18 protein-coding genes and 1 riboswitch are annotated in these 25,733 nt (G+C 43.2%); of the genes, 7 read left to right on the top strand and 11 right to left on the bottom strand.

Annotated features, from left to right (window positions below; translation table 11 throughout):
- Window positions 1-455: 455 nt before the first annotated feature.
- Complete coding sequence (locus P0G38_RS06505; protein WP_275854623.1) at window positions 456-2,192, bottom strand: ABC transporter ATP-binding protein; 1,737 nt, start codon at window positions 2,190-2,192, stop codon at window positions 456-458.
- A gap of 244 nt (window positions 2,193-2,436) precedes the next feature.
- Here P0G38_RS06505 and P0G38_RS06500 point away from each other — a divergent pair, with 244 nt between their 5' ends.
- Complete coding sequence (locus P0G38_RS06500) at window positions 2,437-3,171, top strand: HAD family hydrolase (protein WP_275854621.1); 735 nt, start codon at window positions 2,437-2,439, stop codon at window positions 3,169-3,171.
- 46 nt (window positions 3,172-3,217) lie between these two features.
- Here P0G38_RS06500 and P0G38_RS06495 read toward each other — a convergent pair whose 3' ends face one another.
- Genes P0G38_RS06495 through P0G38_RS06485 form a run of 3 tightly spaced genes read right to left on the bottom strand, consistent with a single transcriptional unit; the run spans window position 3,218 to window position 10,651 of the window.
- Window positions 3,218-6,382: a DEAD/DEAH box helicase gene (locus P0G38_RS06495; RefSeq protein ID WP_275854619.1), complete on the bottom strand. Its 3,165-nt coding sequence runs from the start codon at window positions 6,380-6,382 to the stop codon at window positions 3,218-3,220.
- Window positions 6,383-6,398: 16 nt separating this feature from the next.
- Window positions 6,399-9,527, bottom strand: coding sequence for an AAA family ATPase (locus P0G38_RS06490; RefSeq protein ID WP_275854617.1), 3,129 nt, complete (start codon window positions 9,525-9,527; stop codon window positions 6,399-6,401).
- 2 nt (window positions 9,528-9,529) lie between these two features.
- A complete protein-coding gene (locus tag P0G38_RS06485; protein WP_275854615.1) occupies window positions 9,530-10,651 on the bottom strand; it encodes an exonuclease SbcCD subunit D in 1,122 nt (373 codons plus the stop codon).
- A 254-nt stretch (window positions 10,652-10,905) separates the two neighbouring features.
- Between P0G38_RS06485 and anmK the strand changes: the two genes are divergently transcribed.
- The 3 genes from anmK to P0G38_RS06470 all read left to right on the top strand — a co-directional run bounded on the left by anmK (window position 10,906) and on the right by P0G38_RS06470 (window position 14,593).
- Window positions 10,906-12,066 (top strand): anhydro-N-acetylmuramic acid kinase AnmK, encoded by a 1,161-nt coding sequence (anmK, locus tag P0G38_RS06480; protein WP_275854613.1) that lies wholly within the window; start codon window positions 10,906-10,908, stop codon window positions 12,064-12,066.
- A 21-nt stretch (window positions 12,067-12,087) separates the two neighbouring features.
- Complete coding sequence (locus P0G38_RS06475; RefSeq protein WP_005229683.1) at window positions 12,088-13,383, top strand: PTS sugar transporter subunit IIC; 1,296 nt, start codon at window positions 12,088-12,090, stop codon at window positions 13,381-13,383.
- Window positions 13,384-13,501: 118 nt separating this feature from the next.
- Window positions 13,502-14,593 (top strand): DUF871 domain-containing protein, encoded by a 1,092-nt coding sequence (locus P0G38_RS06470; protein ID WP_275854611.1) that lies wholly within the window; start codon window positions 13,502-13,504, stop codon window positions 14,591-14,593.
- 53 nt (window positions 14,594-14,646) lie between these two features.
- Here P0G38_RS06470 and P0G38_RS06465 read toward each other — a convergent pair whose 3' ends face one another.
- Window positions 14,647-15,282 (bottom strand): lysophospholipid acyltransferase family protein, encoded by a 636-nt coding sequence (locus P0G38_RS06465; protein ID WP_005229679.1) that lies wholly within the window; start codon window positions 15,280-15,282, stop codon window positions 14,647-14,649.
- 137 nt (window positions 15,283-15,419) lie between these two features.
- Between P0G38_RS06465 and P0G38_RS06460 the strand changes: the two genes are divergently transcribed.
- Window positions 15,420-16,154 carry a tRNA1(Val) (adenine(37)-N6)-methyltransferase gene (locus P0G38_RS06460; protein ID WP_142968257.1) on the top strand — a complete coding sequence of 245 codons (735 nt, stop codon included), beginning with the start codon at window positions 15,420-15,422 and terminating at the stop codon, window positions 16,152-16,154.
- Window positions 16,144-16,422, top strand: coding sequence for a GIY-YIG nuclease family protein (locus P0G38_RS06455; RefSeq protein WP_060792234.1), 279 nt, complete (start codon window positions 16,144-16,146; stop codon window positions 16,420-16,422). The genes P0G38_RS06460 and P0G38_RS06455 overlap by 11 nt, the downstream gene beginning before the upstream one ends.
- Before the next feature lie 86 nt (window positions 16,423-16,508).
- Here the strand turns inward: P0G38_RS06455 and P0G38_RS06450 are convergent, their stop codons facing one another.
- Window positions 16,509-17,201: a hypothetical protein gene (locus P0G38_RS06450; RefSeq protein ID WP_142968258.1), complete on the bottom strand. Its 693-nt coding sequence runs from the start codon at window positions 17,199-17,201 to the stop codon at window positions 16,509-16,511.
- A 231-nt stretch (window positions 17,202-17,432) separates the two neighbouring features.
- A riboswitch (Fluoride riboswitch) is annotated at window positions 17,433-17,505 on the top strand.
- Window positions 17,506-17,596: 91 nt separating this feature from the next.
- Between P0G38_RS06450 and P0G38_RS06445 the strand changes: the two genes are divergently transcribed.
- Complete coding sequence (locus P0G38_RS06445) at window positions 17,597-18,808, top strand: chloride channel protein (protein WP_142968259.1); 1,212 nt, start codon at window positions 17,597-17,599, stop codon at window positions 18,806-18,808.
- Window positions 18,809-18,866: 58 nt separating this feature from the next.
- On the opposite strand, the gene efp is transcribed toward P0G38_RS06445, so the two are convergent.
- From efp to P0G38_RS06420, 5 genes are all read right to left on the bottom strand, one after another.
- Entirely contained in the window at window positions 18,867-19,427 is a 561-nt protein-coding gene (gene efp / locus P0G38_RS06440; protein ID WP_005229668.1) for an elongation factor P, read from the bottom strand.
- Window positions 19,428-19,501: 74 nt separating this feature from the next.
- Window positions 19,502-20,440: a cation diffusion facilitator family transporter gene (locus P0G38_RS06435; protein ID WP_005229666.1), complete on the bottom strand. Its 939-nt coding sequence runs from the start codon at window positions 20,438-20,440 to the stop codon at window positions 19,502-19,504.
- Between the two features lie 103 nt (window positions 20,441-20,543).
- Entirely contained in the window at window positions 20,544-21,113 is a 570-nt protein-coding gene (locus P0G38_RS06430) for a DUF2179 domain-containing protein (protein ID WP_005229664.1), read from the bottom strand.
- A gap of 362 nt (window positions 21,114-21,475) precedes the next feature.
- The gene (locus tag P0G38_RS06425; RefSeq protein WP_275854603.1) at window positions 21,476-24,493 is read right to left on the bottom strand and encodes a WxL domain-containing protein; all 3,018 of its coding nucleotides are present in this window, start codon (window positions 24,491-24,493) and stop codon (window positions 21,476-21,478) included.
- Between the two features lie 424 nt (window positions 24,494-24,917).
- Window positions 24,918-25,679: a hypothetical protein gene (locus tag P0G38_RS06420; RefSeq protein WP_142968261.1), complete on the bottom strand. Its 762-nt coding sequence runs from the start codon at window positions 25,677-25,679 to the stop codon at window positions 24,918-24,920.
- Window positions 25,680-25,733 lie beyond the last annotated feature (54 nt).

Below are 25,733 nucleotides of genomic sequence, written 5' to 3'. Positions count from 1 at the left end.
GTCAGAATATTAAAATATTCTTTTAACAGAAGGCAACGTTTTTTAATTTTACTACGACAATTACAGATGTAATCAAAAACTGAGAGAAAAACCAAGGCAGTCGCTCAATCGTTTTCAAAAGAACTTTTTCACGATCCTTCCTTTGCCGAGAAACGATCGCGCTACAATGAAAATGAATGTTATTTTTTTGTGCTAGTAATCGCAACCACTCTCTTTCTTCTTGGTTTTATTGTATCACATTCCTTTTTAATCAGAAAACCATAGAAGCATTTCTGTCATAATCTGCTATAAAACAGCAGCAGAAATGAACATCTGCTTATAAATGAAAAGGGTTTCTCACAAAAAACTCAGTAAAAAACGATCAATCCAAGAAGCCAGCCAATTTGTTGCTTGGTCACTGACAAAGCATAATAGACTGTACTATTCTTGAACTGATCGTTTACCATGTCTTTCTTCTAAGCGAGTGTTGGTTCTCGGTCACGAGCAAATTGAGCATCATGCAATGCACGATAATGCCCTTTTCTCGCCATCAACTCTTCATGGGTTCCTTCTTCTAAGATCCCCTTCTCACTAACGACAATGATTCGTGTCGCATGTTTGATCGTTGCGAGGCGATGGGCAATGATCAAGGTTGTACGCCCATCTGCCAAAGAATTCAATGATTCTTGGATCACTTGTTCCGTTTCGGTATCTAACGCTGAAGTTGCTTCATCTAGAATCAAAATCGGCGGGTTTTTCAAGAACATCCGAGCAATCGCTACCCGCTGCTTTTGGCCACCCGATAATTTGACGCCTCGTTCACCGATGACCGTATCCAAGCCATCCGTCATTTGATCAATGACTTTTTCTAAGTGTGCCAATTTGACTGCCTTTAAAATCTCCTCTTCTGTTGCATCAAGTTTGCCATAAGCAATATTTTCTCGAATCGTTCCTGGGAAAAGAAAAACATCTTGCTGCACCGTACCAATCTGCTGACGTAAAGATGCCAAGGTCATCTCCTGAATATTGATGCCATCAATCGTAATGGCGCCTTCCGTGACTTCATAAAACCGCGGCAACAAGTTGCATAACGTTGTTTTCCCTGAACCACTTTGTCCAACGAAGGCGATCGTCTCACCCGCTTTGATCGACAAGTCGATGTGATTCAAGACTTTCGTCGCATCCGCATAGGAAAAAGAAACATCATGGTAGACGATGTCTCCCTTTAAGGAAGTTACTGCCCGTGCCCCCGGCTTGTCTTTGATCGTCGGTTCTTTATCCAACTCTTCGGTCAAGCGTTTGAAGCCAGCGATGCCTTTCGGATAGCTTTCGATCATCGTATTAACCTTCTCAATTGGTCTAACAAAGACATTTGACAATAAAATAAACCCTACGAACTGACCGTTCGTCAGTTCACCACGAATCACGTAGTAGGCACCAAAGATCAGAGCAAACAAGTTGATCAACCGAATCAAGAAATAATTGTACGCTGAACTGATTGCCATTACCTTATAAAAAAGGATCTTAGACTGCCGATAAATCTCACTTAACCCGTCAAAGCGTTTATGTTCAAACGTTTCATTGGCAAATGATTGTGTCACTCGAATGCCACTGACAGATGCTTCCACTCCGGCGTTGAACTCACCGAGATTATCATAGATCTGTGTGTTGACTTTGGTCATTTTCTTATTGAAAAAAACCAAGGCGATCGTGATCAAGGGAATCAACGCAAATGTTGCCACAGCTAATTGAACATGCATATTTAACATCAATAGGAATGAACCGACCAAAGTCATGATGGTAATAAAAACATCTTCTGGCCCATGGTGAGCGACTTCAGAAATCTCAAAGAGATCCGTAGTCAAACGACTGATCAGCTTGCCAGTCTTTTGATTATCATAATATTCAAAAGATTGCGTTTGCAGATGTCGAAATAACTCTTGACGCATATCAGTTTCAATATTGACCCCAAGTTTATGACCATAAAAAACCACGATATATTGCAACACAGTATTGATCACATAAAACAAGAACAAGCCTAAGCAAGCCAACAGTATTAGGTGAAAGTTGTTCTGGGGCATGATCTTATCGATTACTTGGTTGACGGCAACTGGAAAGGCTAGTTCCAATAAACCAGCAAATACCGCACAAGTAAAGTCAAGTATAAATAGTGACCGATACGGTCGATAATAACGAAAAAACCTTTTTAACACATTTCCCCCTCCTCAATAGCTATCATTATAAGCAACTCTCAGTAGAAATGCAAAATGAGAAACATGTGAAAATGGGTAAAATTCACTATAATTTTGAAAACCTATGAAGACGCGGATTTCTAAAAACAGTAAATAAAACCTTTATTTTACAGGGGTTTTCCTCTTTTTTTTACAGGAATAATGGCTTATGATTGATTCGAAAACAAACTGAAAATTTTCACTAACTCTGAAAGGCGTGTCTTTTTTGATCACTAGTATTCTTTTTGATGTCGATGATACCTTATATGACCAGCAACAACCATTTCGCAATGCCGTAACCTCATGTTTCCCACAAATAGCCCACAAAGATTTAACTGCTCTTTACTTACGGTTTCGGGTGCACAGTGACGAGCAGTTTGGACGGGTATTGGCAAATGAATGGACGCTAGATCATTTTCGTTATTTTCGACTGACCCATTCATTAACGGATTTAGGGTACTTACCTATTACAATGGAAGAAAGCTGTAAATTTCAGCTGTGTTATGAACAAGAACTAGATGCCATCACGCTGCATCCTGAAGTTGAGTCAACTTTGAACTATTTGTCCACATTGCCAGTCAAACTAGGAATTATTACCAATGGTCCCACTGACCACCAGCAAAAAAAATTGGATCAGTTGCAACTGACTCGATGGATCAAACCAGAGCATATGATCATTTCCCAAGCAACTGGTTATCAAAAGCCGCAACTTGAAATCTTTCAATTGGCAGAAACCGCCTTTGCTCTTGATCCGGAAACCACACTGTACGTTGGTGATAATTTTGATAATGACGTGATTGGCTGTAAGAAAGCCGGTTGGCAAGCTTTGTGGTTCAATCATCGTCTCCGTCAAGCGCCTAGTGGATTGGAAGACTTACCAGATGCATCGATCACTGCTTTTTCACAGCTGCAAGACAGTATTGACACACTGATGCAAGTGCCTGCATACATGTATAACTAAAAAAGATGGACCTTCGCTCCTGCGGCAGGTCCATCTTTTTGATTGGCTAACTTTCTTCGCCGATACTCAATATCAAGCGAATATCTTCTTCTGTCATTTGTTGAAGCTGTGTTTCATTGCCTTGGATCACTTTTTGGAAAAGCTCACGTTTTTCTTGTTGCAACGCATCCATTCGTTCTTCAATGGTTCCTTCAGCAATCATTCGCCAGACTTCGACAACATTTTTTTGACCGATCCGATGGGCTCGTCCAGCGGCTTGTTCTTCCACCGCCGGGTTCCACCACAAATCGTATAAGATCACGGTGTCTGCGCCGGTCAGATTCAGTCCTGTTCCTCCTGCTTTTAACGAGATCAAGAAGACGTCCTTTTCTCCACTATTGAAGGCATCGACCATCGTCAAACGATCTTGCGGCGGTGTGCTGCCTCGCAAATAAAAGGACTCAAACCCTTCATGTGCTAGCTCTTCTTCAATGATCGAAAGCATGCTAGTAAACTGAGAAAATAGCAGCACACGACGCCCATTTTCTTTGGCTGCTAAGAGTAAATCTTTGACCTGTTCAAGTTTCCCAGAAGACCCTTCATAGTCCTCCACGAATAATCGTGGGTCACAACAGATTTGCCGCAGTCGAGTCAAACCAGCTAAGATACTGATTCGATTTTTACGGAAAGACGTAGAATCCATCTGCGCGATTTCTTCCCGCATTTGCCGCAAGTACGCCAAATAAATTTTCTTTTGTTCTTCTGTTAAAACGCTGTAATAATTTGTTTCCAATTTTTGCGGCAAATCATGCAGCACGGATTTTTTGTCTCTTCGCAAAATAAAGGGTTTGATCATTTTCGCAATTTCTTGCGTGGACAGTTCTTTAAATTTTTGCTTGTTCGGGAAAAAGCCCGGCATGATCATTTGGAACAAGGACCACAATTCTTCTAAATTGTTCTCGATCGGTGTGCCACTGAGGGCGAACCGCTGTGGAACTTCCAAGGAGCGCAAGGCCTGTGCCGTTTTGGTCGCACTGTTTTTGACCATTTGCGCTTCATCTAAAATCAAACAAGTCAGATCTAATGCTTGATAGGCATCAATGTCTTGCCGCAAGCTTGCATAAGAAGTGATGCGGACGTCCGCTGGCTGCGCCATCTGCCCTTCGCGCTCTTCTTTCGTTCCGCTGATGACAGACGCGGAAATCGTCGGCGCAAACCGTTTGATTTCTTGCTGCCAGTTGAATGTTAGACTGGCAGGTGCCACGATCAGCGCATTTAATTTTTGTTTCTCTTGTTTTTCTGAAAGTAAGTAGCTGATCGTCTGAACGGTCTTCCCTAATCCCATTTCGTCAGCAAGGATACCGCCAAATTGATAGTGGCTCAACATTTTTAGCCAACGGAAGCCAACTTCTTGGTATTGCCGCAACTCAGCATGCAAGTTTTCTGGCAGCTGCGCCTCAAAGTTTTCTGGATGGATCAAGTCTTCCGTCATTTGCTGAAAACCGGCGCTAAAGCTGGCTTGATCAGCAAACTGCTCTTGCAGGAGCAGCCCTTGATTCAAAGGAACTTGGATCGCCCCATCCTTCGCTTCGAGTGAAAGACGCAATTTTTTCAGGGCAGCACTTGCTTCTTGAAACTCTTCTGATTCCAATGAAAGGACTTGCCCATTTTCAGTGGTATAAAATTGTGCAGACTGTAACAGGCTGCGCAAGACCTCATTGATCTCTGACTCTTGAATGCCGCTGACATCAAACTTGATATCCAACCAAGAACCATTTTCTTCGATAACGATTTCTGGTCGATGGTGTTGGGCGTCAAGGTAAAGTTCCCGCAGCTTCTTGCCGATACGGACTTCACCTAATTGCCTTAAAACAGGGATCTCCCTTGTAAAAAAGGTATAAAGTTGTTCCCCCGCAGGTAAGCTTTTTTGCCAATTTTTAGTGCTTGCTTGATAGCCAAAGGTTTCAATAATCGCTTCAATTCGTGCTTCTTGTTGAAAATCACGTAAAATCTCGGGATGATTTTCTGGCATATAGTGATGTTTTTCATCACTTGAAAAAACGACTTCTCCATAAGTGAAGTCTACTTGTAAATCGACTTGTCCTTTGATTTTCCGTAACGAAAAGACAGCTTTCAATTCAGACTCTTCGATTTCATTTTGAACTTCAGGTGCTACTTGGACACGCCCGATTTTTCGCAAATAAGGCAATACTTTCATAAAAAGATTCGCTAGTTCTTCTTTCGGATAGTCGATGACTGGCTGTTCAAATCGTTTAAACAACTGTTGCATCGTGACATAGATTTCCTTTTGTTCGACAGTCAGTTCATAAAAGGTTCCATCCAGCAGACCCCAATTATAATAGCTAAGTAAATGGTCAAAATCTTTCACGAATTCCAGCGGAAAATGATCCTTCTGTTTTGTGACTGAAAACGACAAAGGTTCACCGATTTGAAAATCGGCTTCATTGACTTTTGTTTCACCAATGGTTATTTGCGTATAGACTTCGTTTAACTGTAACAACAATTCTTTGCCGAACTCAACTGGTAGCAGCAAATACTTTTTGTCAAGTTTACCACTGATCTGAATACCTGCTTGCCCGATTAACTGTTGCGTTTGCGCGATTCCTGCCAATCGATTCAACAAGGCTCGATTTTTCTCATCAAAGGCATCCGCAGATAGAAAGAAGGTCTGCTGCTTATTCGCTGCGTACTGCTTGTTTTCTTGGTACATCTGCAAAAATTTATAAATGTTTTTAACGACATAGGCCCGTGCGGTGCCACGATGGCCGACTTTGAGGGAAATCCCTAAGATATCCATTTCTTGATGGTAAGGATTGGTGGCGATGGTATCTATCCGAAATTCAACCTGTAAGGGTTGGCTCGTTTCTTTTTCGCTCCCTAAGCGGGCAAAGCCGTTGGAAAACATCTCTGAAGCAGAAAAGGCTTTTTTGATGGGGGTTTGCTCATTGATTTTTCGTGTTTTCCCTTGTTTGCGTAGATAAAGTTCGACTGCCACCGTGTGTTTGCAATAATGATGCTCTTCCCAGTACGGACATTGGCAATAATCTACCTCTTTGGCTGTAGCATCTAAGGTCACTAAATACAATTCTGTCCCCAATACTTCTGCGTGCCACACATTTTTTTCTTTGTCTGGTGTGACAGATAAGACGCGATCTTCGTTGACATACGTTCTGCCACGCTCAATTACTTTTTCTGGAATACTCCACTTCATAAGAGCCCTCCTCTCCTTATTCTTTTATTCGGATCCGGCTTTGCCCGCTGCCGTTAGTTTCTACGAAAACTTGCTGCAGGATTCTTGCCCGCAGTTCTCGAACATGACTGATGATCCCAATCATGCGCCCTTCATTTTCGATCATTTCTAATGCTTCCATCGCCATTTCCAATGATTCTTCATCAAGCGAGCCAAAGCCTTCATCGATGAAGAGGGCTTCGATCTCGATCCCACCAGCTCGTTGCTGGATCACATCTGCCAAAGAGATCGCCAACGCTAAGGCTGCAATAAAGCTTTCGCCGCCTGAAAGTGTATGAGCTCTTCTGACCTGTCCCGCATTATCGTCATATATGTCAATTTCTAAGCCTGTTGAGCTTCGATAGCTGCCGACTTTATCCGCTAATTCAAATTGATAGCGGCCACGAGTCAACCGAGCCAAGCGTTCATTGGCGACTTCTAAGATCTCTGTCAGAAATTGCTGCAGTACATACCGTTCCAAGCTGGTTTTTTTGACGTTTTCACCGTTGATGGTTTCTGCTAACTGCTGAAGTTGGCCTAATTGGGCAAGTTCTTCGACATTTTGCTGATAAATGACCTGCAGCTCGTCAAACAACCGTTGATTGCCGTTGACTTTCTCCTGTTTGCGAACTGTTTCTTGCTGTAGTTCCTCCATCACGGTCTGCAACTGAAGGTAGTCAGCTTCCAATTGGTTTAAATCTATTGCAGCTTGCTCTTTTAACTGTGAGTCTAAAAATGCTAGTCGTTGCTGAACAAACGCCGTTTCTTGCTCATAGGTTTTGATTTCTTCTGAGAGAACGGTTGTTTGAGCGGCTTGGGCAATCAACTCCCGCATCGTTTCTTCAGTCATACCAGCTTCTTGGAGTCGCTGCGTCAGTCGTTGTTCTGCTTTTGTCTTAGCCGCTTGCTTTTCTGCAAAAAATTGCTGCAGATTTTTCAGCTTCTCTGAAAGAATCGCTTGCTGTTCGTTTAGCTGCGCTTCTTGTCGGGCATCAGCCTCAATTTGTTGCGTATATTCCCTCAGTAAACCATTGGTTTTTGCTAAATCGGCTTGTAATTGTTCATACGTTGCGCCTGCAAGTTGTTCCTGTAAAGAAGCCAATTTCCCCTCCGCAAGCTGGCACGCTTCTTGGGCTTTTTTCGCTTGCTCACTGACTTGCTGATAGGACTCATTTAACGTTGCTAATTTCTCATTTACTGCCTGATGTTTCTTCTGCGCGTCTTCATAAGAAGCAGCTTTTTGTTGATTGAAAGATTGCCGTTTCTTTAGTTCCGCTACCGTCGTTTCCTCGGTAATCGTCTCTTGGTTTTCTATCGGCTGCAAGGTAGCAAATGCCTGTTGAACTGTAGTCCAAGCGAATGCCACTTGCTTCTGCGCAGCAACACTGGTGGCTTGCCATTCGCTGATTCGCAATGTGGCTTGCTCCTGCAGCGTTTGATTTGCCGATACTTGCTGTTGGATCTTCATCAATTTTTCTTGAGTTTTCTCAAGTCTTTGCTCACTGGCAATGATGTCTTCGATGCGATAGGTCGTGTGCTCCTGTGTATTCGGATGATCCAAGGATCCGCAAACCGGACAGGGTTCATTTTCTTCCAGTAATAGACGAAGCCGAGCAATTTGCATTCGAGCATTTTGACTGGTTTCTTGTTTTAACGTTTTTTGCAGCTCCAGCAAGGATGCTGCTAATTGCTGTTGTTCAAGAACCAACTCCGAATGAATTTGTTGCTGTTCCCCTGCTTTTTGCTCGGCTTCACGAAACTGCGCTTTTGCTTGCTGCCATTTTTCTACCAGAGCCTGCGTTTCTACTAATTTCACCGCTTCTGCTTGAAACCCTCGCAATGCTTCGATTTCTTCTGCCAGATGCTGCGCTTGCGCTTTGGCACTTGCTTGCGCTTGGTTTATCTTCGTTAATTCGGTGGTCTGTTGCTGTGCGGCTTTTTCAAGTTGCACCACTTCTTCTTGCTGCGCTTGTGTGCGCTGTGCTAGCGGGATCTGCTGCTGGATTCGTTGAACTTTTTGACTAGCAGCTTCCTGTTTTTTCTTGATGCCGTCAATCAACGCTCGTTGGTCTTGCCAGCTTACTTGTTGCTGCTGAATTTCTTGCAGCTGCTGTTTTGTTTCGTTGATTTGCTGAGCAGCTTGCTGTGCTTCTTTCACTCGTTCTTCTTTTTGCTGCATGATTTCTTGATGTTCAAGCGCCCACACCAACTGGTTCAACTGTGCTTTTTTCTGAGCGATCTCGGTTTTTTTAGCATGTAGCTCTCGGGCTTTTTCTTGTAGACCTTGCCATTCGATCCGTGCATTTTCAATTTCTTTTGCACGGTAAAAAGCGTCTTGCGCAGCTTTCATTTCTTGGATCGCTTGGTCTTTTTTGTGCAATAACTGCTGAAGCTGCGCCTGTTGTTTTTCTAAATCCTGCGCCCACAAAGTCAGACCTTCCGCAACCGTTAAAACCTCCTGCGCTTCTTCCCATTCAAAGCGCTCCATGATTTGCGAGGCGAGCAGCTGCTGATGCTCAAGCTTTTTACTTTGTGCTTTGACTTGCTCTTTCAACCATTCATTAAATTGTTGATACATTTCCGTGCCAAATAAATTCCGTAAAACGCGTTCTTTCTCATTGCTGCTGGCAATCAAAAAATTACGAAATTCTCCTTGCGGCAACATCATGATTTGAAAAAACTGTTTGGCATCCAGCTGCAGCAGATCCTTGATAAACGCATCAACTTCTGTCCGTTTACTGATTTGCTTTTTCTCTTTGCCCTCGGCGTCAAAAATCGTCAACTGGACTTTTGCCGTTTGGTTGGTGACCCCGTCACCACGTTTTTTTGCTAACGTCTGTTCCGGTTTCCGTTGGATCTGGTAGGTAAAACGCTGATGTTCAAAAGTAAACGTGACGCTGGTCTCTTCGGTTGGTGAAGCAAACATCGAGCGCATTTCTTTGCCTGAGCGCAGATTCCCCGATGTTTCACCGAACAAGGCAAACGTCATGCCATCGAAAATCGTCGTTTTTCCTGCACCAGTTTTGCCGCTGATCAAAAACAAACCGCCAGCTTGCAGCTGACTAAAATCCAATTTTTCATCAATGAATGGACCAAAATTTTTCATTTGTAAAGACTTCGGTTGCATGACTATTCCCTCTTTTCCACGACAAATGCTTCATTTAATCCTTGTTCGATCCACTTGGTTTGTGCATCGAGCAAGGAATCTCCCGTCATCTCTTGAAAAAAATGACTGATCAAGGCCTGCGGGTCGGTTTCTCGTGTCGTTAGCTGTCTTTTTTTCGTCTGTTCTCGTCCATTCAACCGTTCGACAGACAAAATAAATGGATAGATTTTTCGCAACTGATTCATCATATTTGGAATCACAGCACGATCCGTCAGCAGAAAATGCCAAAACGCCTCACGATTTAGATCACGGTAAAAAACCGGATCGATCAACTCCTCAAAGGAAGCCGTCAGTTGCTGGATATCCCTTTTTGGTGTGAGGGGAATAAATTCATTGGTGTCTTTTACAGTATCCACAAGATAGACCCCTTTTTGGTTCGTCCGTTCAGAAAGGGAAAATTTCAGCGGAGAGCCACTGTACCCGATTTTCGGATGTTTCAGGGCGGTATTGGCATGTAAATGCCCCAAAACGACTCGATCAAATGGCGCAAAAGCGGTGGTCGGTACGCTGTCCAATCCGCCAACTTGAATTTTTGTTTCTGAATCTGTTTGGCTAGAACCCGCCACAAAAAAATGGGTCACTAGCACTTGCTTTTTGGACGAGTCAAAGTGCTTGGTCATCTCCTCAATGACTCTTTGGACACTATCAGAAATCTTCATTAATGGTTCATCAAAAAACAAGCGCGCCTCGATCGGTTCAAAATAAGGCAGTAAAAAGAACTGTGTATCGTCAAACTCAACCGGGTGCAAACTTTGTTCGATGCTGGTGGACAGGTAAAAGCGTGTTTGCTGAAACCACTGACTACCAGTTTCTAGCCGCGTTGGGCTATCATGGTTTCCTGAGATAGCCAATAAAGGCAGTTCATTCGTTAGATTGATTTCTGCGATTTTTTCATTCAATAATTTGACCGCATCGACAGCGGGAACGGAACGATCATATAGATCACCTGCAATGACGATGGCAGCGACTTTTTCTTCTAAAGCGATCGCAATGATTTGATCGATAATTGCTCGCTGGTCCTCCAGCAAATCATAGCCATGTAGTTTTTTTCCGATGTGCCAATCAGCTGTATGTATAAAGCGCATTTCTTCACCTTCTTAAAAAATATCCTTCCAACCATTATACCACTTTCCCTGATCGTTAGACATCTCTCTGCCAGCGAAATTTCACTTACCACCCATTTTTGATAAAAAGAGCGAACACCTGACATCATTATGTTGAAATGTTTTTTCAATTATAAATTTATATCTTGAAATATAATTACACTTCATTTACAATGAGTGTGAAATCGAATTCAACAATCGCTTTCATCACTATTCTAAAAGAAAGGAGAAACGCTATGCTTGCAATAGGACTCATGTCAGGAACCAGTTTGGATGGGATCGACGCAGCTTTAGTAAAAATCAACGGCTGCGGCACCGAAACTGCCGTACAGCTGATGGAAATGGTCACACTGCCTATTGGTGAAGAATTGAAGGAACGAATAAAAACTGCTTGTGATCCGGTGGAATCAAATGTTCCCCTCATCTGCCAATTAAATACGGAATTAGGGTATGAATTTTTGAAAGCGTGTCAAATCCTCTGCCAAAAAGCTGGTATTGAAGAAAAAAGCATTGATTTTGTTGCCAGCCACGGACAAACGATCTGGCACTCCCCCGATGCTGACCCAGCGAAAAACAGCACCTTGCAAATTGGCGAACCTTCAATTATCGCTTATGGCTTACAAACGAAAGTCGTCGCCGATTTTCGAGTGATGGATATGGCTGCTGGCGGTCAAGGCGCCCCTCTTGTTCCTTATACAGATTATCTGCTCTATCAATCAGACAGCAAAAATAGTTTGCTGCAAAATATTGGCGGCATCGGCAATGTTACTGTACTACCAAAAAGTGGCAGCTTAAACGAGCTGTATGCCTTTGATACAGGTCCAGGAAACATGGTCATCGATGAATTAATGGTTCAGCTATTCGGTCAGCCTTATGATGCGTTTGGTGAAACAGCCCGTGCGGGAGCAATTATACCAGCCTTGCAAAAGGAATTAAGAACTCATTTTTATTTGTCCCAGCAACCGCCGAAAAGCACCGGGCGTGAGCTTTTTGGAAAACAATTCGTGCATCAGTTATTGACCAAGTATCCCGAAGCAGTACCTGAAGACTTGGTGAGGACTTTGACCGATTTCACCGCTTTTTCCATTGCTGACAGTTACCAACGGTTCATTTTTCCTCAGTTGGGAACAAACGATATGGAAGTGATTCTCTCGGGCGGCGGTGCCCACAATCATCTGCTGATTGAACTGATCCAAGGCTATTTACCAGAATCAGTAGCCGTTGGAACACAAGATGACATTGGCGGTTCCAACGATGCCAAAGAAGCGGTGGCTTTTGCCATATTAGGAAATGAAACCCTTCACAGCCGTGTCAACAATGCCCCTGCAGCAACCGGGGCAGCCCAAGGCGTGATTTTAGGGAAAATCATTCCGAATCCATGGGAAGCAAAAATGTAAAACACCTTAGGAGGATAAACCATGTTAGATAAATTCACTCAATTCATCGAGCGCCATTTGGCAGGACCGATGGAAAAACTTGGCAGCCAGCGTCACTTGCGGGCGGTTCGTGACGGGATCGTCTCAACCTTGCCATTGATCATCGTCAGTTCGTTCTTTATGATTTTAGCCTTTCCACCGCTGCCTCAAAGTTGGGGCATCTATCAATTCTTGTCTAGTAATGCCACAACGATCTTATTGCCTTATCGAATGACGATGTACATTATGAGCTTGTATGCGGCATTCGGGATTGGATACAGTCTTTCTCGCTCTTATAAGCTTGATGGTCTTTCTGGCGGGATCCTAGCTACGACCGCCTTTTTACTGACCTTCACCCCGGTCAATATCCCAGCAGAAGCCTTGGATGCTGCTGGAACGGTCGGCTTTGTCTTGCCAATGGCCAACTTAGGGAGTGCTGGTATGTTCGTGGCGATCATCACCTCGATTCTTGCCGTTGAAATCTATCGGTTAACGGACAAATCGAAATTTAAAATCACGATGCCAGAACAAGTCCCACCTGCAGTCGCTCGCTCTTTCGAAGCCTTGACCCCTACCTTAGTCATTATTTTAGGAATGGGCGCGATCACTTACTATATCGGCTTTGACTGGCACACGATCGTGGCAAAAGTCGTCGATCCTTTAGTCAGTGCCGCAGACACCTTGCCAAGTGTGCTATTGATCACCTTCTTGACGACCTTCTTCTGGTCATTCGGGATCCATGGTGCTTCTATCGTTGGATCATTGGCTCGACCATTATGGTTGCAGTTGTTAGAAGGGAATACAACTGCGCTTGCTTCAGGAGATATGATTCCCAATATCGCAGCCGAACCATTTTATCAATGGTTTATCTGGATTGGTGGGGCTGGTTCAACGATTGGTTTGGCGATTTTGCTAGCGTTTCGCACCAAATCAGAATTCGGTTCAAAACTAGGAAAAACAGCCTTAATTCCAGCAATTTTCAACATCAATGAACCACTGATTTTCGGTACACCGATCGTCTTGAATCCAATCTTGATCCCACCATTCATCATTGCGCCTTTAATCAATGGTGTCATTGCATGGGTCGCCACCTCAGCAGGTTTAGTCAATGCCGTCACGGTCAATGCCCCTTGGACATTGCCTGGACCAATTGGTGCTTTCTTAGCAACTGGCGGCGATTGGCGTGCCATCGTGCTGAATGTTCTTTTGATTCTTTTATCGATCCTGATCTATTACCCATTCGTAAAAATCTATGACAAAAACGAATTAGAAAAAGAAAATCAACCAGTCGCACAATAATTTGTTTATAAAGGTCGGACGAAGCACCCACCAAGACAAACAGAAGAAGCCTTACTCAGCAGCTTTTTCCAATGCCAAGAGGTACTTCGTACGATTTTTTTAGAAAGAAGGAAAACCATTGAAACGAGAAATTGGCCTTTCGATTTACCCCGACCATAGCGATCCTTTACTGGATCAAGACTATTTAAAAAAAGCTGCTGCCCTTGGTTACTCGCGCTTATTTATGAGTATGCTAGAAGTCAGTGAAGGCAAAGAGACCGTCAGAAAAAAATTCTCTTCGATTATCGGCTTTGCCAAGAACCTTGGCTTTGAAACGATATTAGATATTTCACCAGCTGTTTTTAGTGATCTGGCGATCTCTTATGATGATCTAAGCTTCTTTGCAGAATTAGGTGCGGACGGTATCCGCTTGGATCAAGGGTTTGATGGCAGTAAAGAAGCCCAACTGACCTTCAATCCATTCGGCTTGGCGATTGAATTGAATATGAGTAATGATGTGAACTATTTAGAAAATATCCTTTCTTATCAAGCAAATGAACCTTTTTTATATGGCTGCCACAATTTTTACCCCCAACGAGGCACAGGCTTAACGGATGCTTTTTTCCGCAGCTGCAGCCAACGTTTTAAAAAATACGGGTTGAAAACAGCCGCCTTCATCACTAGTCAATCAGCCAAAATTGGCCCTTGGGAAGTCAATGATGGCTTACCGACCTTAGAATCTTGTCGCGATTTACCATTGGCGCTGCAAGGGAAGCTGCTTTTTGCTTCTGGGTTGATCGATACCGTGATTATCGGCAATGCTTATGCGTCGGATGCAGAGCTGAAAGCTCTGGCGGCGATCGATCGTTACAAGCTGACCTTTGGCGTTCTCGTAGACGCAGACGCCAGCGAAATCGAACGAAGAATATTAGCCGAAACCAATCATTTTCGGCGTGGTGACAGTAATGCGTTAGTCGCTCGTTCCACACAATCACGGGTGAAGTACCGTCCCATCGAAAACCTCCCTCATACAAACCAAGAACCTTTTGCCTATGGGGACATCGTTATCGGCAATGATACCTTTGGCCAATACAAAAACGAATTGCAGATCGTTTTGACCCCTCACCAAGACACACGGAAAAACAAAGTCGGCGCCATTTCAAGTGACGAGCTGCCTTTGTTGGAATATTTAAAACCGTGGACCAAATTTGCTTTCGAATTATTGGATTAACTCTTTAGAAAAAAGCCGCTGATCACAAAAGGATCAGCGGCTTTTCTTAGGTATTAATCTTCTCTTTTGGACTCATCGATTTGATAAACAAATGACGGATCAATCGCTTGATCCAGTGTGTCAAATGCACCCTGGATGCGCCGTTCGACTTCCGCCAAGCCCTCTTTGTCCATCTTTTTGATGTCACTGATGTCAATGGGCTCCCCAAAGCGGACGGTTACTCGCTTGCGTTTAAAAAGATCTTTTAACGTCAGCGGTCCTTGATAAACAGAGGGAACGATCTTGACCTTAGCCATTTTTGCGATCAACGCCATGCCGCCTTTTAAAGCCGTTGCGTGTCTCGTACCACTTGGAAACATGATCAAGCTAAGATCCGTTTCCTTCAAAATTTTGACTGGCGTCTTTACCGCGCTCGGTCCCGGTTTGTCTCGTTTAACTGGAAAAGCATTGGCATGGATCAAAATGAACCGTAAAATCGGGTTTTTGAACAGCTCTTCTTTCGCCATAAAACTAAATTTCTTTGGTCGAGCAGCCACTGCTAGGTACAATGGATCCCACCAGGTTCGGTGAGGAGCCACTAAAATGTAGTTTTCATTTTTAGGTAAAACCTCTTTGTTTTGATAACGAGCATTGCCGTTGATCAAAAATAATACTACGCGAACCACACCGCGCATAAAGCGAAAAAACATACTCATTTTCCTTTCTATTTCTCTCCTATTCAAGTATGCAAAAAAACGGTTTAAATGACAAGCATTTTTTAGCGTTTCCCATTATTCTTAATCGTAGTATAATACATTGAAATGAATTTAGAACAGGAGTATGCTTCATGTTGCAACCGAACGAACGCATCGACCAATTGTATGCCGATGACATCAAGATCATTCAAAGTTCCGAAGTTTTTTCTTTTTCATTAGATGCTGTCTTATTAGCAAATTACGCTAGAGTGCCAAAAAGAGGTGTAATCGTTGACCTTTGTGCAGGGAATGGCGCAGTCGGTTTATTTATCAGCAAAAAAACGACCGCTCATATTTATCAAATCGAATTGCAGGAACGCTTAGCGGATATGGCGCAGCGCAGTATCGAATTAAACGACTTGCAAGACCAGCTGACGGTCTATCCTATGGACTTGAAGAACCTCTTTCAAAAAATCAAACCTGATTCCGTTGATCTTTTGGTCTGCAATCCGCCTTATTTTAAAAATGTACCGACGGCGATCAAAAATCCGAATCCCTATTTAGCGATCGCCCGTCACGAAATCACCACAACTTTAGATGAAGTGATCCAAACCGCCAGTAAAGCGTTAAAAATGAATGGACGGTTTGCGATGGTTCATCGCCCGGATCGCTTTCTCGATATTTTGGACCATATGCGCACCCATCGAATCGCCCCAAAACGCGTCCGCTTCGTCTATCCGAAAGTAGGCAAAGAGGCCAATATTTTATTGATTGAAGGAATCAAGGACGGCAAGGCGGATGGCTTTAAAATTGATTCCCCTCTCATTACCTATGATGAAACAGGTGCCTATAGTCCAGAAGTGAAGGCGATGCTCTATGGCTGCTGAGAATCATTATTTTTATGTCTTGCGTTGCAACGATCAGTCCTTCTACGGTGGCTATACCACAGATTTGAGTCGCCGCTTATTAGAGCACAACAAAGGGATCGGGGCAAAATATACCCGTCCTGCTAGTCGCAGACCTTTGCAAATGATTCATGCAGAAAGCTTTTCCACTCGCAGTGAAGCCACTCAAGCAGAAGCCGCCTTCAAAAAATTGTCTCGCAAAAAGAAAGAGGACTACCTAATCAGTCATAGGAAAAGCAATGTTATCTGACTAAATATACAAAAAAACTACCTGCGCACGGAAGATTCCCTCTTGAGAGAACTTTCTTTCGTGACTTAGGTAGTTTTCTTTTATCGTTATTCATTCCTATTCGGTAACGCCCATTGGGTTTGACTTTTCCCAAATTCTTGCGGAATCACAGAATCGACGGATTGATATTCGAGGGTTTCTTGAGTCTTTGGAATCGTAATTGCCGTCAAATAGTTGTTGGTTTCGGAATAGAAGCCGATCGTTTCAAAGGAAGGATCAGTCAAATGGTATTGAACCCCCTGCAGTTTAGCGGTTGTTTCCTCTTCCACAAATGTCGGTTGATAGCGAGCATAGTAAACCTGGGCGCCCATTTTAAAATATACGGAGTTATGAGCAGATCCAAGAAATTCAATCTCCCGTTCCACTGGTACTGCTTGATAGATCCCTAAAGTTTCAATCGCTTCATTGCTTTGGATGCGCTGATAAACTGCTGTAGTATCAGATTCGTAATATTTATAGCCTAAAAACATTTTTTCGCGGTCTCGGATATTCGGTGTGACCAGCGCATTATACGTTTTGAATTCACCATACACTTGATCTCCAATAAAAAAGCCTAGCAGACACGCAACGACTATGCCGCCAAGCAATAGTGTCACTTTTGGGTTGCGGTTTTCTCGATAAAGCAAAACCATCAGGAACCCTAATAACGCAATTAGACCAACCACCATGAGAATTGGTAGGATCACGTAATAAAAACGCTCACTTTGCAGCCATTTTTCGATCGTCATAAATGCAATCATACATTTTTCCTCTTCGATTCCTCACTACCCACTGTTTTCCCCTTGGTCAAACAGTAGAAGGATCGTCCTTTCATCCCTTTTCTTGCCAGTGACTCTTCCGATGCTCAATTCACATATAAGTTCTTATGAGATTAATTTTACCATAACTATGTAGAAAAGATAAGTGTTAGAGGAATTGCTTTTCGCGACCAGCATCCATTGACAAAACGAGGGTTTTATCAGATAATATTGATGCTAATAGGGAATGAATGTCTCCCTCAGTTCTTACTGAAACCGCAATTTTGCTAATGACTTCTACCACTTTTTTTAGTGTGTAGTAGTCATTTTTTATTTTCACTCGTTCGTCATAGTTGCAAGAGCATTATTCCTATATTTTTTAAAGGATCGTGATAGAAATGAAGAAACAAAAAACAACGTATTTTGAACTGACTGCATTAGGTTTGCTCAGTCTGGTGATTGGGGTGCTTGCTGGAGCCGTTGACACTTTCTTTGGCAAAATTTTGCTATTCTTAAGTGCCTTCCGAGAAAGTCATTTTTTGCCATTGATTCTCTTCTTACCAATTATCGGTATTTGCTTTACTTACCTTTTCCAAAAGTATGGCGATCGGAGTCCTCAAGGAATGAACTTAGTGTTTTTAGTCGGGCAGGAAGAAGAAAAAGATATTCCGCTGCGCTTGATTCCTTTTGTAATGGTGGGAACCTGGCTGACGCATTTATTTGGAGGAAGCGCTGGCAGAGAAGGGGTTGCGGTTCAGTTAGGTTCCACCATCGCCAATCGCTTAGGAAAATGGCTGCGACTAGAAAAGTACGCCAGCACCCTGATCATGATTGGGATGGCTGCGGGATTTGCTGGTTTATTTGAAACCCCCATCGCTGCGACGTTCTTCGCACTGGAGGTACTTGTCATCGGTAAATTCAGTCATCATGCACTCTTACCAACTTTGCTGGCTGCTTTCACTGCTAGTACGACTTCTCAATGGTTAGGCTTAGAAAAATTTAGTCTTATGTTGCCTCAATCCGTCGATTTGACGATACCTGTTTTTCTGAAATTACTTGTGATTGGGTTGATTTTTGGTATGGTTGGCGGTAGCTTTGCGGGCTGTTTAGAAACGATGAAACGCATCATGAAGCGGCGCTTCCCGAATCCACTGTGGCGTATTGGGATTGGCGCATTGGCGTTAGTCTTACTTTTTGTTTTGTTGTATCAAGGGCGTTATTCAGGCTTAGGAACAAATTTGATCAGCGCGAGTTTCACGAATCAACCGATCTATTCTTATGATTGGCTGCTTAAGTTGGTGTTGACCGTATTGACCATCAGCATTGGTTTTTTGGGTGGAGAAGTCACCCCTTTGTTTGCGATTGGCTCTTCTTTGGGGGTCGTGTTGGCGCCACTGTTCGGACTGCCTATCGAACTGGTAGCAGCACTAGGCTATGCCAGTGTTTTTGGCAGCGCCACTAGCACCTTATTTGCACCGATCTTTATTGGTGGAGAAGTCTTTGGCTTTCAAAATCTACCCTTCTTTGTGATCGTCTGCTCCGTCGCCTACTTTATCAGTAAACCTTATAGTATCTATCCTTTACAAAAAACATCGGCAATGGGACAATGAGCCACTTCTGAACACAACAAGAGCAAAGAAAAAACCGCGAACAAGTCGCGGTTTTTTGCTATTTTGCACGTTTTAAATAGGTACCTTCAGCTGTATTGATTTCTAGCATTTCGCCTTCTTCAACAAAGTCAGGAACATTGACAACTAAGCCCGTTTCCATCGTTGCTGGCTTACCAGAACCAGTCACAGTTGCCCCTTTGATCGATGGCTGTGTTTCAACAACTTTCAAGATTACGCTTGAAGGTAATTGCACGCCAATCACTTCGCTGCCGAAGAATTGGATTTTTACTTCCATGTTTTCTAGAATGAACTTCATTTCTTCTTCAACCACTTCAACTGGAATTTCATATTGTTCATAGGTTTCCAGATCCATAAAGAATGCGGTATCGTCCATTGTATATAGGTATTGTACAGCTTTCGTATCGATATGCGCTTTTTCAAATTTTTCTTCTGGACGGAAGGTTGTATCGTAAGTCGAACCAGTCCGAACGTCACGTAATTTCATACGCATAACCGTATTTCCTTTACCTGGTTTGTGGTGGCTGGCATCCAATACTTTGATAAGTTTGCCGTCTTGAACAAACGTCATTCCAGCTCTTAAGTCACTTGCATTGATCATAATTTTGAAATCTCCTTCACTATGTGATAATCCTTGTCTATTGTATCAAAAAAAACAGCTTTATTCTAGCTAAATCAGTGGGAAGGTCGCACAAGTTTGCGCCGCTTCTCCATGTAGTGAGGATCGTACTCATCCGTTTCAATATAAATATAGACTTTTTTATCTGCCATTTGATGTCGGATCTCGGCTTCGATCTCATTAATGATCTCATAGCCGACCTCTTCTTGTTTTGCGGCAATATCGACTTTCGCTGCAATCAAAATTTCTGCTGGCCCTAAATGGACTGTTTTCACATCGATCAAGCGATCAACATCGGGACGTTCAAACGCTTGTTTGATCACCGCTAAATCACGTTTGGTAACACTTTCCCCAATCAGTAGACTGTAAAATTCGCGGGCTAAGAAGATCGCTGCTACCATCAATAAAAGACCAATCAATAAGCCGCTGAAGGCATCAAAAAATGCGTTCCCGGTAATCATTGTTAAAACCGTTCCGATCAGTGCGATCATCAGACCGATCACCGCACAAAAGTCTTCTGTGAAAATGATCAAAATCTCACTATGCCGACTTTCTTTCAAAAAACGATAGATTGGTTGACGTTCGACGTTTAGCTCGCGGATCTCCTTGATTGCGATCCACAACGAACTTCCTTCAACGATCATCCCGAAAATCAAGATAGCGATCACTAACCAGGTATTGCCGACTTCATGGGCGGGATGCAGCAGCTTTTCCACTGCTTCCATCACGCCTAGTGCGCCCCCACCAAAGAAGAGCATCATCGCAACGATCGTGCTGAAAAAATATTTCGCCCGACCTTCACCAAACTGATGCAGTTCACTTTGTCCCTTTGTTGCCCGTTTATCACCGATCAATAAAAAGATCTGATTGCTGCAATCTACGACACTATGAATGCTTTCATTCAGCATGGCCGCACTACCGCTCAAGGCATAACCGACAAACTTACTGATCGCTACCAAAATGTTTGAGATCAGTGCAGCGATGACCGCCATCATGCCATTTGCTTTCTTTTCCACACCTAACGCTTCCTCTCATCAATAAACTCCCTGCTTATTATGCAACTATTCTTCACGAATGGATCAAGCTGCCTCTAGTTCCTCAATCAACAGGTGCTTGCTTTTTCAACTTCGCCTCTCTACGGCTGATTTTTTTGGTCCAAAAACCGCCCGAAATATACTTGGGTTCATAGCTGATGATAAACGCTCGCTCTTCCACCGCTTTGATCGTTTGATAGAGCTTTTTCTCACTTTTTCTTTGGGAAAGAATCTCTAAAATCAGTCGCGGGCCTTCCAATCCTTCACCAAAGCTTTGTGTCACACCATAACCCTCTTGTCGCAAAATCTTCGGCAAACTCTTTTCTTCATCCGTATTACTAGGTAGGATCACTGTGACCATTGTATAGCCCAGAGCCAGCTTATCTTCGATTTTGATCCCGATACTGACTCCTGCAGCATAGCCTAGTGCATAGAACAAGAGATTCAGCGGGTTATCCAAACGATCCAATACCATAGATAAGCCTAAAATATAGATCGTGATTTCGATCATACTCACTAATGGGGCAATCACGCGATACCCTTTCATTGTCAATAAAAATCGCAGTGTGTTCAATGTGACATAGGCGAGATTGATAAAGAAAATCATCGCCAGCATTTGTAGATCAACTTCCATCTTTGATTCCCCCTTGTTCTTAGCATATCAAAAGGCAAGCGAAAATTAAAATATTTGAGCAGGATTTAATTACTAAAATAGCTAAATAAAATTTATGCTGGAGAAGACACAGTGCTTAGGTGATTTTGTTGATGGCTACCATGTTATGATTTTGCTCATCGATACACTACCTGTGGTTTCACTCACTTCTATTGATTGAAAAGCGTATCTACCAAAGTGGGAAAAGTAGTGTAAACCACTACTCGTTTGTTTCAGACAAAAAAGAAGTCCAATGGCAAATGGACTTCTTTTTGTCTGATCAACTTTTACAGTGTTCGATCATATTCACGATTGCAGAACATACTTACTTGTTTTCCAAGGGGTTATTCGTCAGCACCAGGTACGAAACTCAGCTCCCAATGGATGGTTCCTTGATAACTTGTTGCTTGCGGCCTCGCGCCAATAGGGATTTCCAGCTCGACACTTTTTTGCATGGTATCCTCGTTTCCATAGCGTTGAATCCAAGTTCCCGCCCCTTGCTTTTCATTGGCACGTGCAATCACTTGGTTCTGCGGTCCCAGCTCGATTGCATCAAAGTAGTCTGGTGCTTCAGAGGGATTTTCTCTAGAGGTAACCATTTCAATATTCGTCAAATGCACACTCGCTCCTTTTAAGTGGTGCTTAAACGCATCCGTGCTAACGAACCCTTCCTCTGATAATCGGGCACTCAAGGTCCAGCCCTTTTGAAGAAATCGACGATCGGAAACCTGAATGTAGTTTGGTCGTTCGGTTGATTCATGATCATCCACTAAAGAAATTCGTTGCGGACGCGCCGGATAGCGGCTTGTCGACGAGCGAATCGGTACTGTACCAAAATCGAATTGTGAAACAAAGTCTATACTGATAAACCCGCGATTTTCTGGTATCAAGGGTGGATTTTCAGGTAGAATCGGTTGATCAGGATCAAGGGGATCTTTTGGGTCTACGTCACCAATGGGTTCCACAGTGGTTGATGCTTCTGCCCATTTGCCATCAAGAAATGCCTGAGCGGTGACCACCTCACCTTGAGTAAAATACTGGAAAGGTTCTAAATCAGATAGATCAAGTAAATAATGCCCGTTTTCATCCGCTTGGCTGTGAAAATACGTGCTATTGCCAGCATTATCGACTGTCGTTTCAAGCGTCGGTTCTGGCATCAGTCCCTCTCTTTGGAATCGAAGGTAGCTACCAGGATTGGCGGTTCCCGAAATCGTATAGGCATTAGGTAAGGTTCTATCTTCTGTCAAAGGATCGATGGTCACCGTGACGTCTGGTATGTTCTCAAACAATAACCGTTGCGAACGAGAAGCAAACTGCGCGGCAAACCCTCGACTTGTTTCCTCATTTAGCGAAGATACATTGGTCACATTGGTATTGGTTCCTGAAATCGCCGCAGTCATGGACAGAATCGGTTGCCACTGAAAATCAACTGTCTCTCCTGTATTTCCATGCCGCCACTGGCGAATCGCCTGATTCTTTGCAGTGATTCCTCCCCCTTCAATTAGACCATTTGTGGTGGTCGTTATGGCGCGGGTTCTTTGCAAATTGACACGCTTGGCATCGTCGATCGTCAATCTTGCGGGATTGTTGGCACTGGTAAAGAAAAGTAGCCGTTGGACAGCCTGTGGGCTGTCCGAACGAATATCTAAGGTAGCATCTTTGCCTACGTTGAGATTGCCAGTCGTGCCAGAGAAGTGGAAGATATTTGCGGTTGTATTTTGATTTGTTGCTTCAACCTCTAAGGTGCTGCTGTCTTCTAAGGTGACATGCGTATTGGCACTTAACCAGAAAATATGACTGTACAACGTTCGGTTTGCAGCAGCAACCGACAAGCGACTTTTTTCCATTAAGCGAATATCATGGGGCGTGCCTGATGTGATGACTGCTGGGCTGTTGTTTTGTGTATTTAGTGCCAATTCCGCGCCTTTTCCTAACTCAATGCGTCCATTGCCAGCGACAAAGCGAATATTAGCACCGCCTGCTTCACCAGCTGAACCGTTGGCATTTAATGATAGTCGGGCATTATCCCCTAATACGAGACGCGCATTTGTATTATAAAAATCAAGATTTCCTGAGCTGATCGTCGACATTTCGACGTTTGCTCCCTCACGAAGCTCTATTTGGTTGATTTCAAAATTCGCCTGAGTATTTGTGTGAATCGTCCAAGAAGCATTGAAGTCTGAGGTATATCTAGGCGTTTGGTGTGAAACCGAATGTCCAGAAAAGCTGGCTCGAGAGTGCAACCCGTAAAACAACTGATTGCCCGTATGGTTGAGATTGTGGTACCGAATGATTGAACGCTGCTGATTTGACATATTCAAATCATGGTATTCAATTGCCCCCCAAAAGTTTCCATGGTAGAGTTTCAAATTTTGCAAAGTAATGTCCCACGGGGAGTCTGGATTGACACTGGAATCGCGAAAACAGATCGCTACGGCTCTAAGATCCATCTGATATTTGTCGAGGCCATCGATGATTAACGTTCTTGAGACTTCCCTGGCATTGATATAAACATAGGCTAATCCGCCATTAGGATTGACGCTGCTGCTCCAGCCGTCAATTCCCGTAATGCCTAAACGAGGATTATCGTTCGTTTGAAAACTGGCTGTCAAATAAATATAATTGACCGTCGGATCGACCATTGCAGCCATAAATTCGACCCAATTGGCAACTCCTCTTTTTTTTACGTCGTCGCCTAAAAGATAAAGATTGCCAGGATCAGATGCTGATGCCTCAGGAAGCTGGCTTTCTATTTCCTTCTCTTCTGCTACTTGATCTTCTCGATCCTCTTGATCCAAATGATCCAATTGATCCAATTGATCAGTGGAGTCACTCGAATCAGTTTGCTCATCCTCTTGTGTGTCCGTAGGGTTTGTCTCCCGTGCTTCTTTTATTTCAAGCATTATCATTGAATCTGCTACTTCAAATGGAAACGATCCTGCTGCATCAACTATCAATGGAACCAAAAAATCACTTCTAGGAGTATCGGTCATTAGTTTCCAACCGTTCTCTTCAGTGAGTGGCGTGATCTTGACTCCCTTTGGCAACTCCTCTTCAGCAATAACCGCAGCTTTCGGCAATCGGATCGCTATTTCACTAATGGGACGGTCCGTATGAAACGCAACCAGTAACAGGTCTCCTACAGTCCCGGATTTCGTTGATTCATCAAAATAAATGGCAACTCTTTCCTCAGCCTCTTGCTCTCGTATCAGATCGAATGATTCACTCGCAACCGTTTTTTCCTCCAGCTGCGCAGCAAAGAAAACGTTTGAAGAAAACACACTCATGGTTGAAAAAAAGTAGAGTCCTCCAAGTAAGCCAATAATGATGGTGAAATATACCTTTCTCTTTTTCTTGTTCATTTGTTGATGCCCCACCTTTCAGCGTATCTTTCCCTTGAAATCGATCAAGGATCAGGCCTTCCCAAAGAGCAGCTTTAGCCATCAGGACGCTTGCTTCCCTTTTTCAATTGCAGCTGATCAGAAAACCACTGTCCTGCCACCGTTTGACTTGCCATCGATTTTAAATGACAAAAAAAATCGCCAATTAAAATAACAAACATTATAAATAACGATGGTTTTGATCGTTTCACTTTATTCTATAGCCCACGCTATTGCTTAGTAAAATCAGAATATTCCTCAGGCGGTGAAAAATGTATTTCAACTAATCACTTTGTGAAATCGATAGTTTCGGCACACAAAAAAAACAGCTAGATGTTAGCCATCTAGCTGAAATCATTCATCGTTATGCTCAAAGGACCACTTCTATTAAGAGTAACTGTCACTGCTATTTAGAACGAAAATAGCCATTTGAAGATTCTTCTTGTTGATCGTCTTCAATCATTCCTTTTAATGATCGATCTAAAACGGAACGTTTTTTCTCACCATTTTTTTTATTGCTGGCTCGAAACTCACTGCGTGTCATCCCAACAGAGGGGTGGCGATTGAATTTTTTGACGGTCGGATCATTTTCTTCTTTGACTTGATAAGCTGCTGGTTCAGTATCAAACAACAAATAACTTTCTTGTTTTTTTGCCATTGCATCCATCAAATCGTTCGGCGTAATTTCAGGTTTTTGCTCATCTGGAATAATCGATGCAGGAATATATTTAGGCACGAAATAAGAGCGCCCCGAATATTCTTTTTTCGAAGAAACAGGAACCTCAGCTTTTTCCTTCTTACTGGTCACTTGATAAGAAGAATGGTTCGCCTCTTTGCCAAAAAAGTTGGTTTTTCCTGTTGGCATCTGCTCTTTCACTGGACGTTTTCCGTACTGAGGCAAGTTGGCACGGTGATTGGCAAGCTCTTCTTTTTGACGAACATTGTGCCCCCGATCCCGTTGGCTGGACTGCACTTTGCGCTGCAAAGATTGATTTTCATCCTTGTGAGAATGACTCACGGGATCTTTGATTTCGGTTAAAATCCAATCATCTGCTTTACTGAATGCGGGGCGATGCTCGGATTGCAGCTTCACACCATCTGTATCATCATAAGCAGGAAAACGGAAGTGTTTTCGTTTCACATCTAAATAATTTGCCACTGTACTCATCCTCTTACATGCATTTTTTTCATCATACCATAAATTAAGGAGAATTTCACGAAA

Source organism: Enterococcus casseliflavus, from assembly GCF_029215545.1.
GTDB classification, from domain to species: domain Bacteria; phylum Bacillota; class Bacilli; order Lactobacillales; family Enterococcaceae; genus Enterococcus_D; species Enterococcus_D casseliflavus.
This window is presented reverse-complemented; position numbering and strand designations above follow the sequence as displayed.

Bases quoted from the DNA above. Each gene is read 5' to 3' on its own strand.
- efp (WP_005229668.1), bottom strand. From the start codon at position 19,427: ATGATCAATGCAAGTGACTTAAGAGCTGGAATGACGTTTGTTCAAGAC.
- P0G38_RS06465 (WP_005229679.1), bottom strand. From the start codon at position 15,282: ATGTTTTTTCGCTTTATGCGCGGTGTGGTTCGCGTAGTATTATTTTTG.
- P0G38_RS06435 (WP_005229666.1), bottom strand. From the start codon at position 20,440: ATGATGGCGGTCATCGCTGCACTGATCTCAAACATTTTGGTAGCGATC.
- P0G38_RS06475 (WP_005229683.1), top strand. From the start codon at position 12,088: ATGTTAGATAAATTCACTCAATTCATCGAGCGCCATTTGGCAGGACCG.
- P0G38_RS06460 (WP_142968257.1), top strand. From the start codon at position 15,420: ATGTTGCAACCGAACGAACGCATCGACCAATTGTATGCCGATGACATC.
- P0G38_RS06455 (WP_060792234.1), top strand. From the start codon at position 16,144: ATGGCTGCTGAGAATCATTATTTTTATGTCTTGCGTTGCAACGATCAG.
- P0G38_RS06430 (WP_005229664.1), bottom strand. From the start codon at position 21,113: ATGGAAGTTGATCTACAAATGCTGGCGATGATTTTCTTTATCAATCTC.
- P0G38_RS06485 (WP_275854615.1), bottom strand. From the start codon at position 10,651: ATGCGCTTTATACATACAGCTGATTGGCACATCGGAAAAAAACTACAT.
- P0G38_RS06495 (WP_275854619.1), bottom strand. From the start codon at position 6,382: ATGAAGTGGAGTATTCCAGAAAAAGTAATTGAGCGTGGCAGAACGTAT.
- P0G38_RS06450 (WP_142968258.1), bottom strand. From the start codon at position 17,201: ATGATTGCATTTATGACGATCGAAAAATGGCTGCAAAGTGAGCGTTTT.
- P0G38_RS06425 (WP_275854603.1), bottom strand. From the start codon at position 24,493: ATGAACAAGAAAAAGAGAAAGGTATATTTCACCATCATTATTGGCTTA.
- P0G38_RS06420 (WP_142968261.1), bottom strand. From the start codon at position 25,679: ATGAGTACAGTGGCAAATTATTTAGATGTGAAACGAAAACACTTCCGT.
- anmK (WP_275854613.1), top strand. From the start codon at position 10,906: ATGCTTGCAATAGGACTCATGTCAGGAACCAGTTTGGATGGGATCGAC.
- P0G38_RS06445 (WP_142968259.1), top strand. From the start codon at position 17,597: ATGAAGAAACAAAAAACAACGTATTTTGAACTGACTGCATTAGGTTTG.
- P0G38_RS06490 (WP_275854617.1), bottom strand. From the start codon at position 9,527: ATGCAACCGAAGTCTTTACAAATGAAAAATTTTGGTCCATTCATTGAT.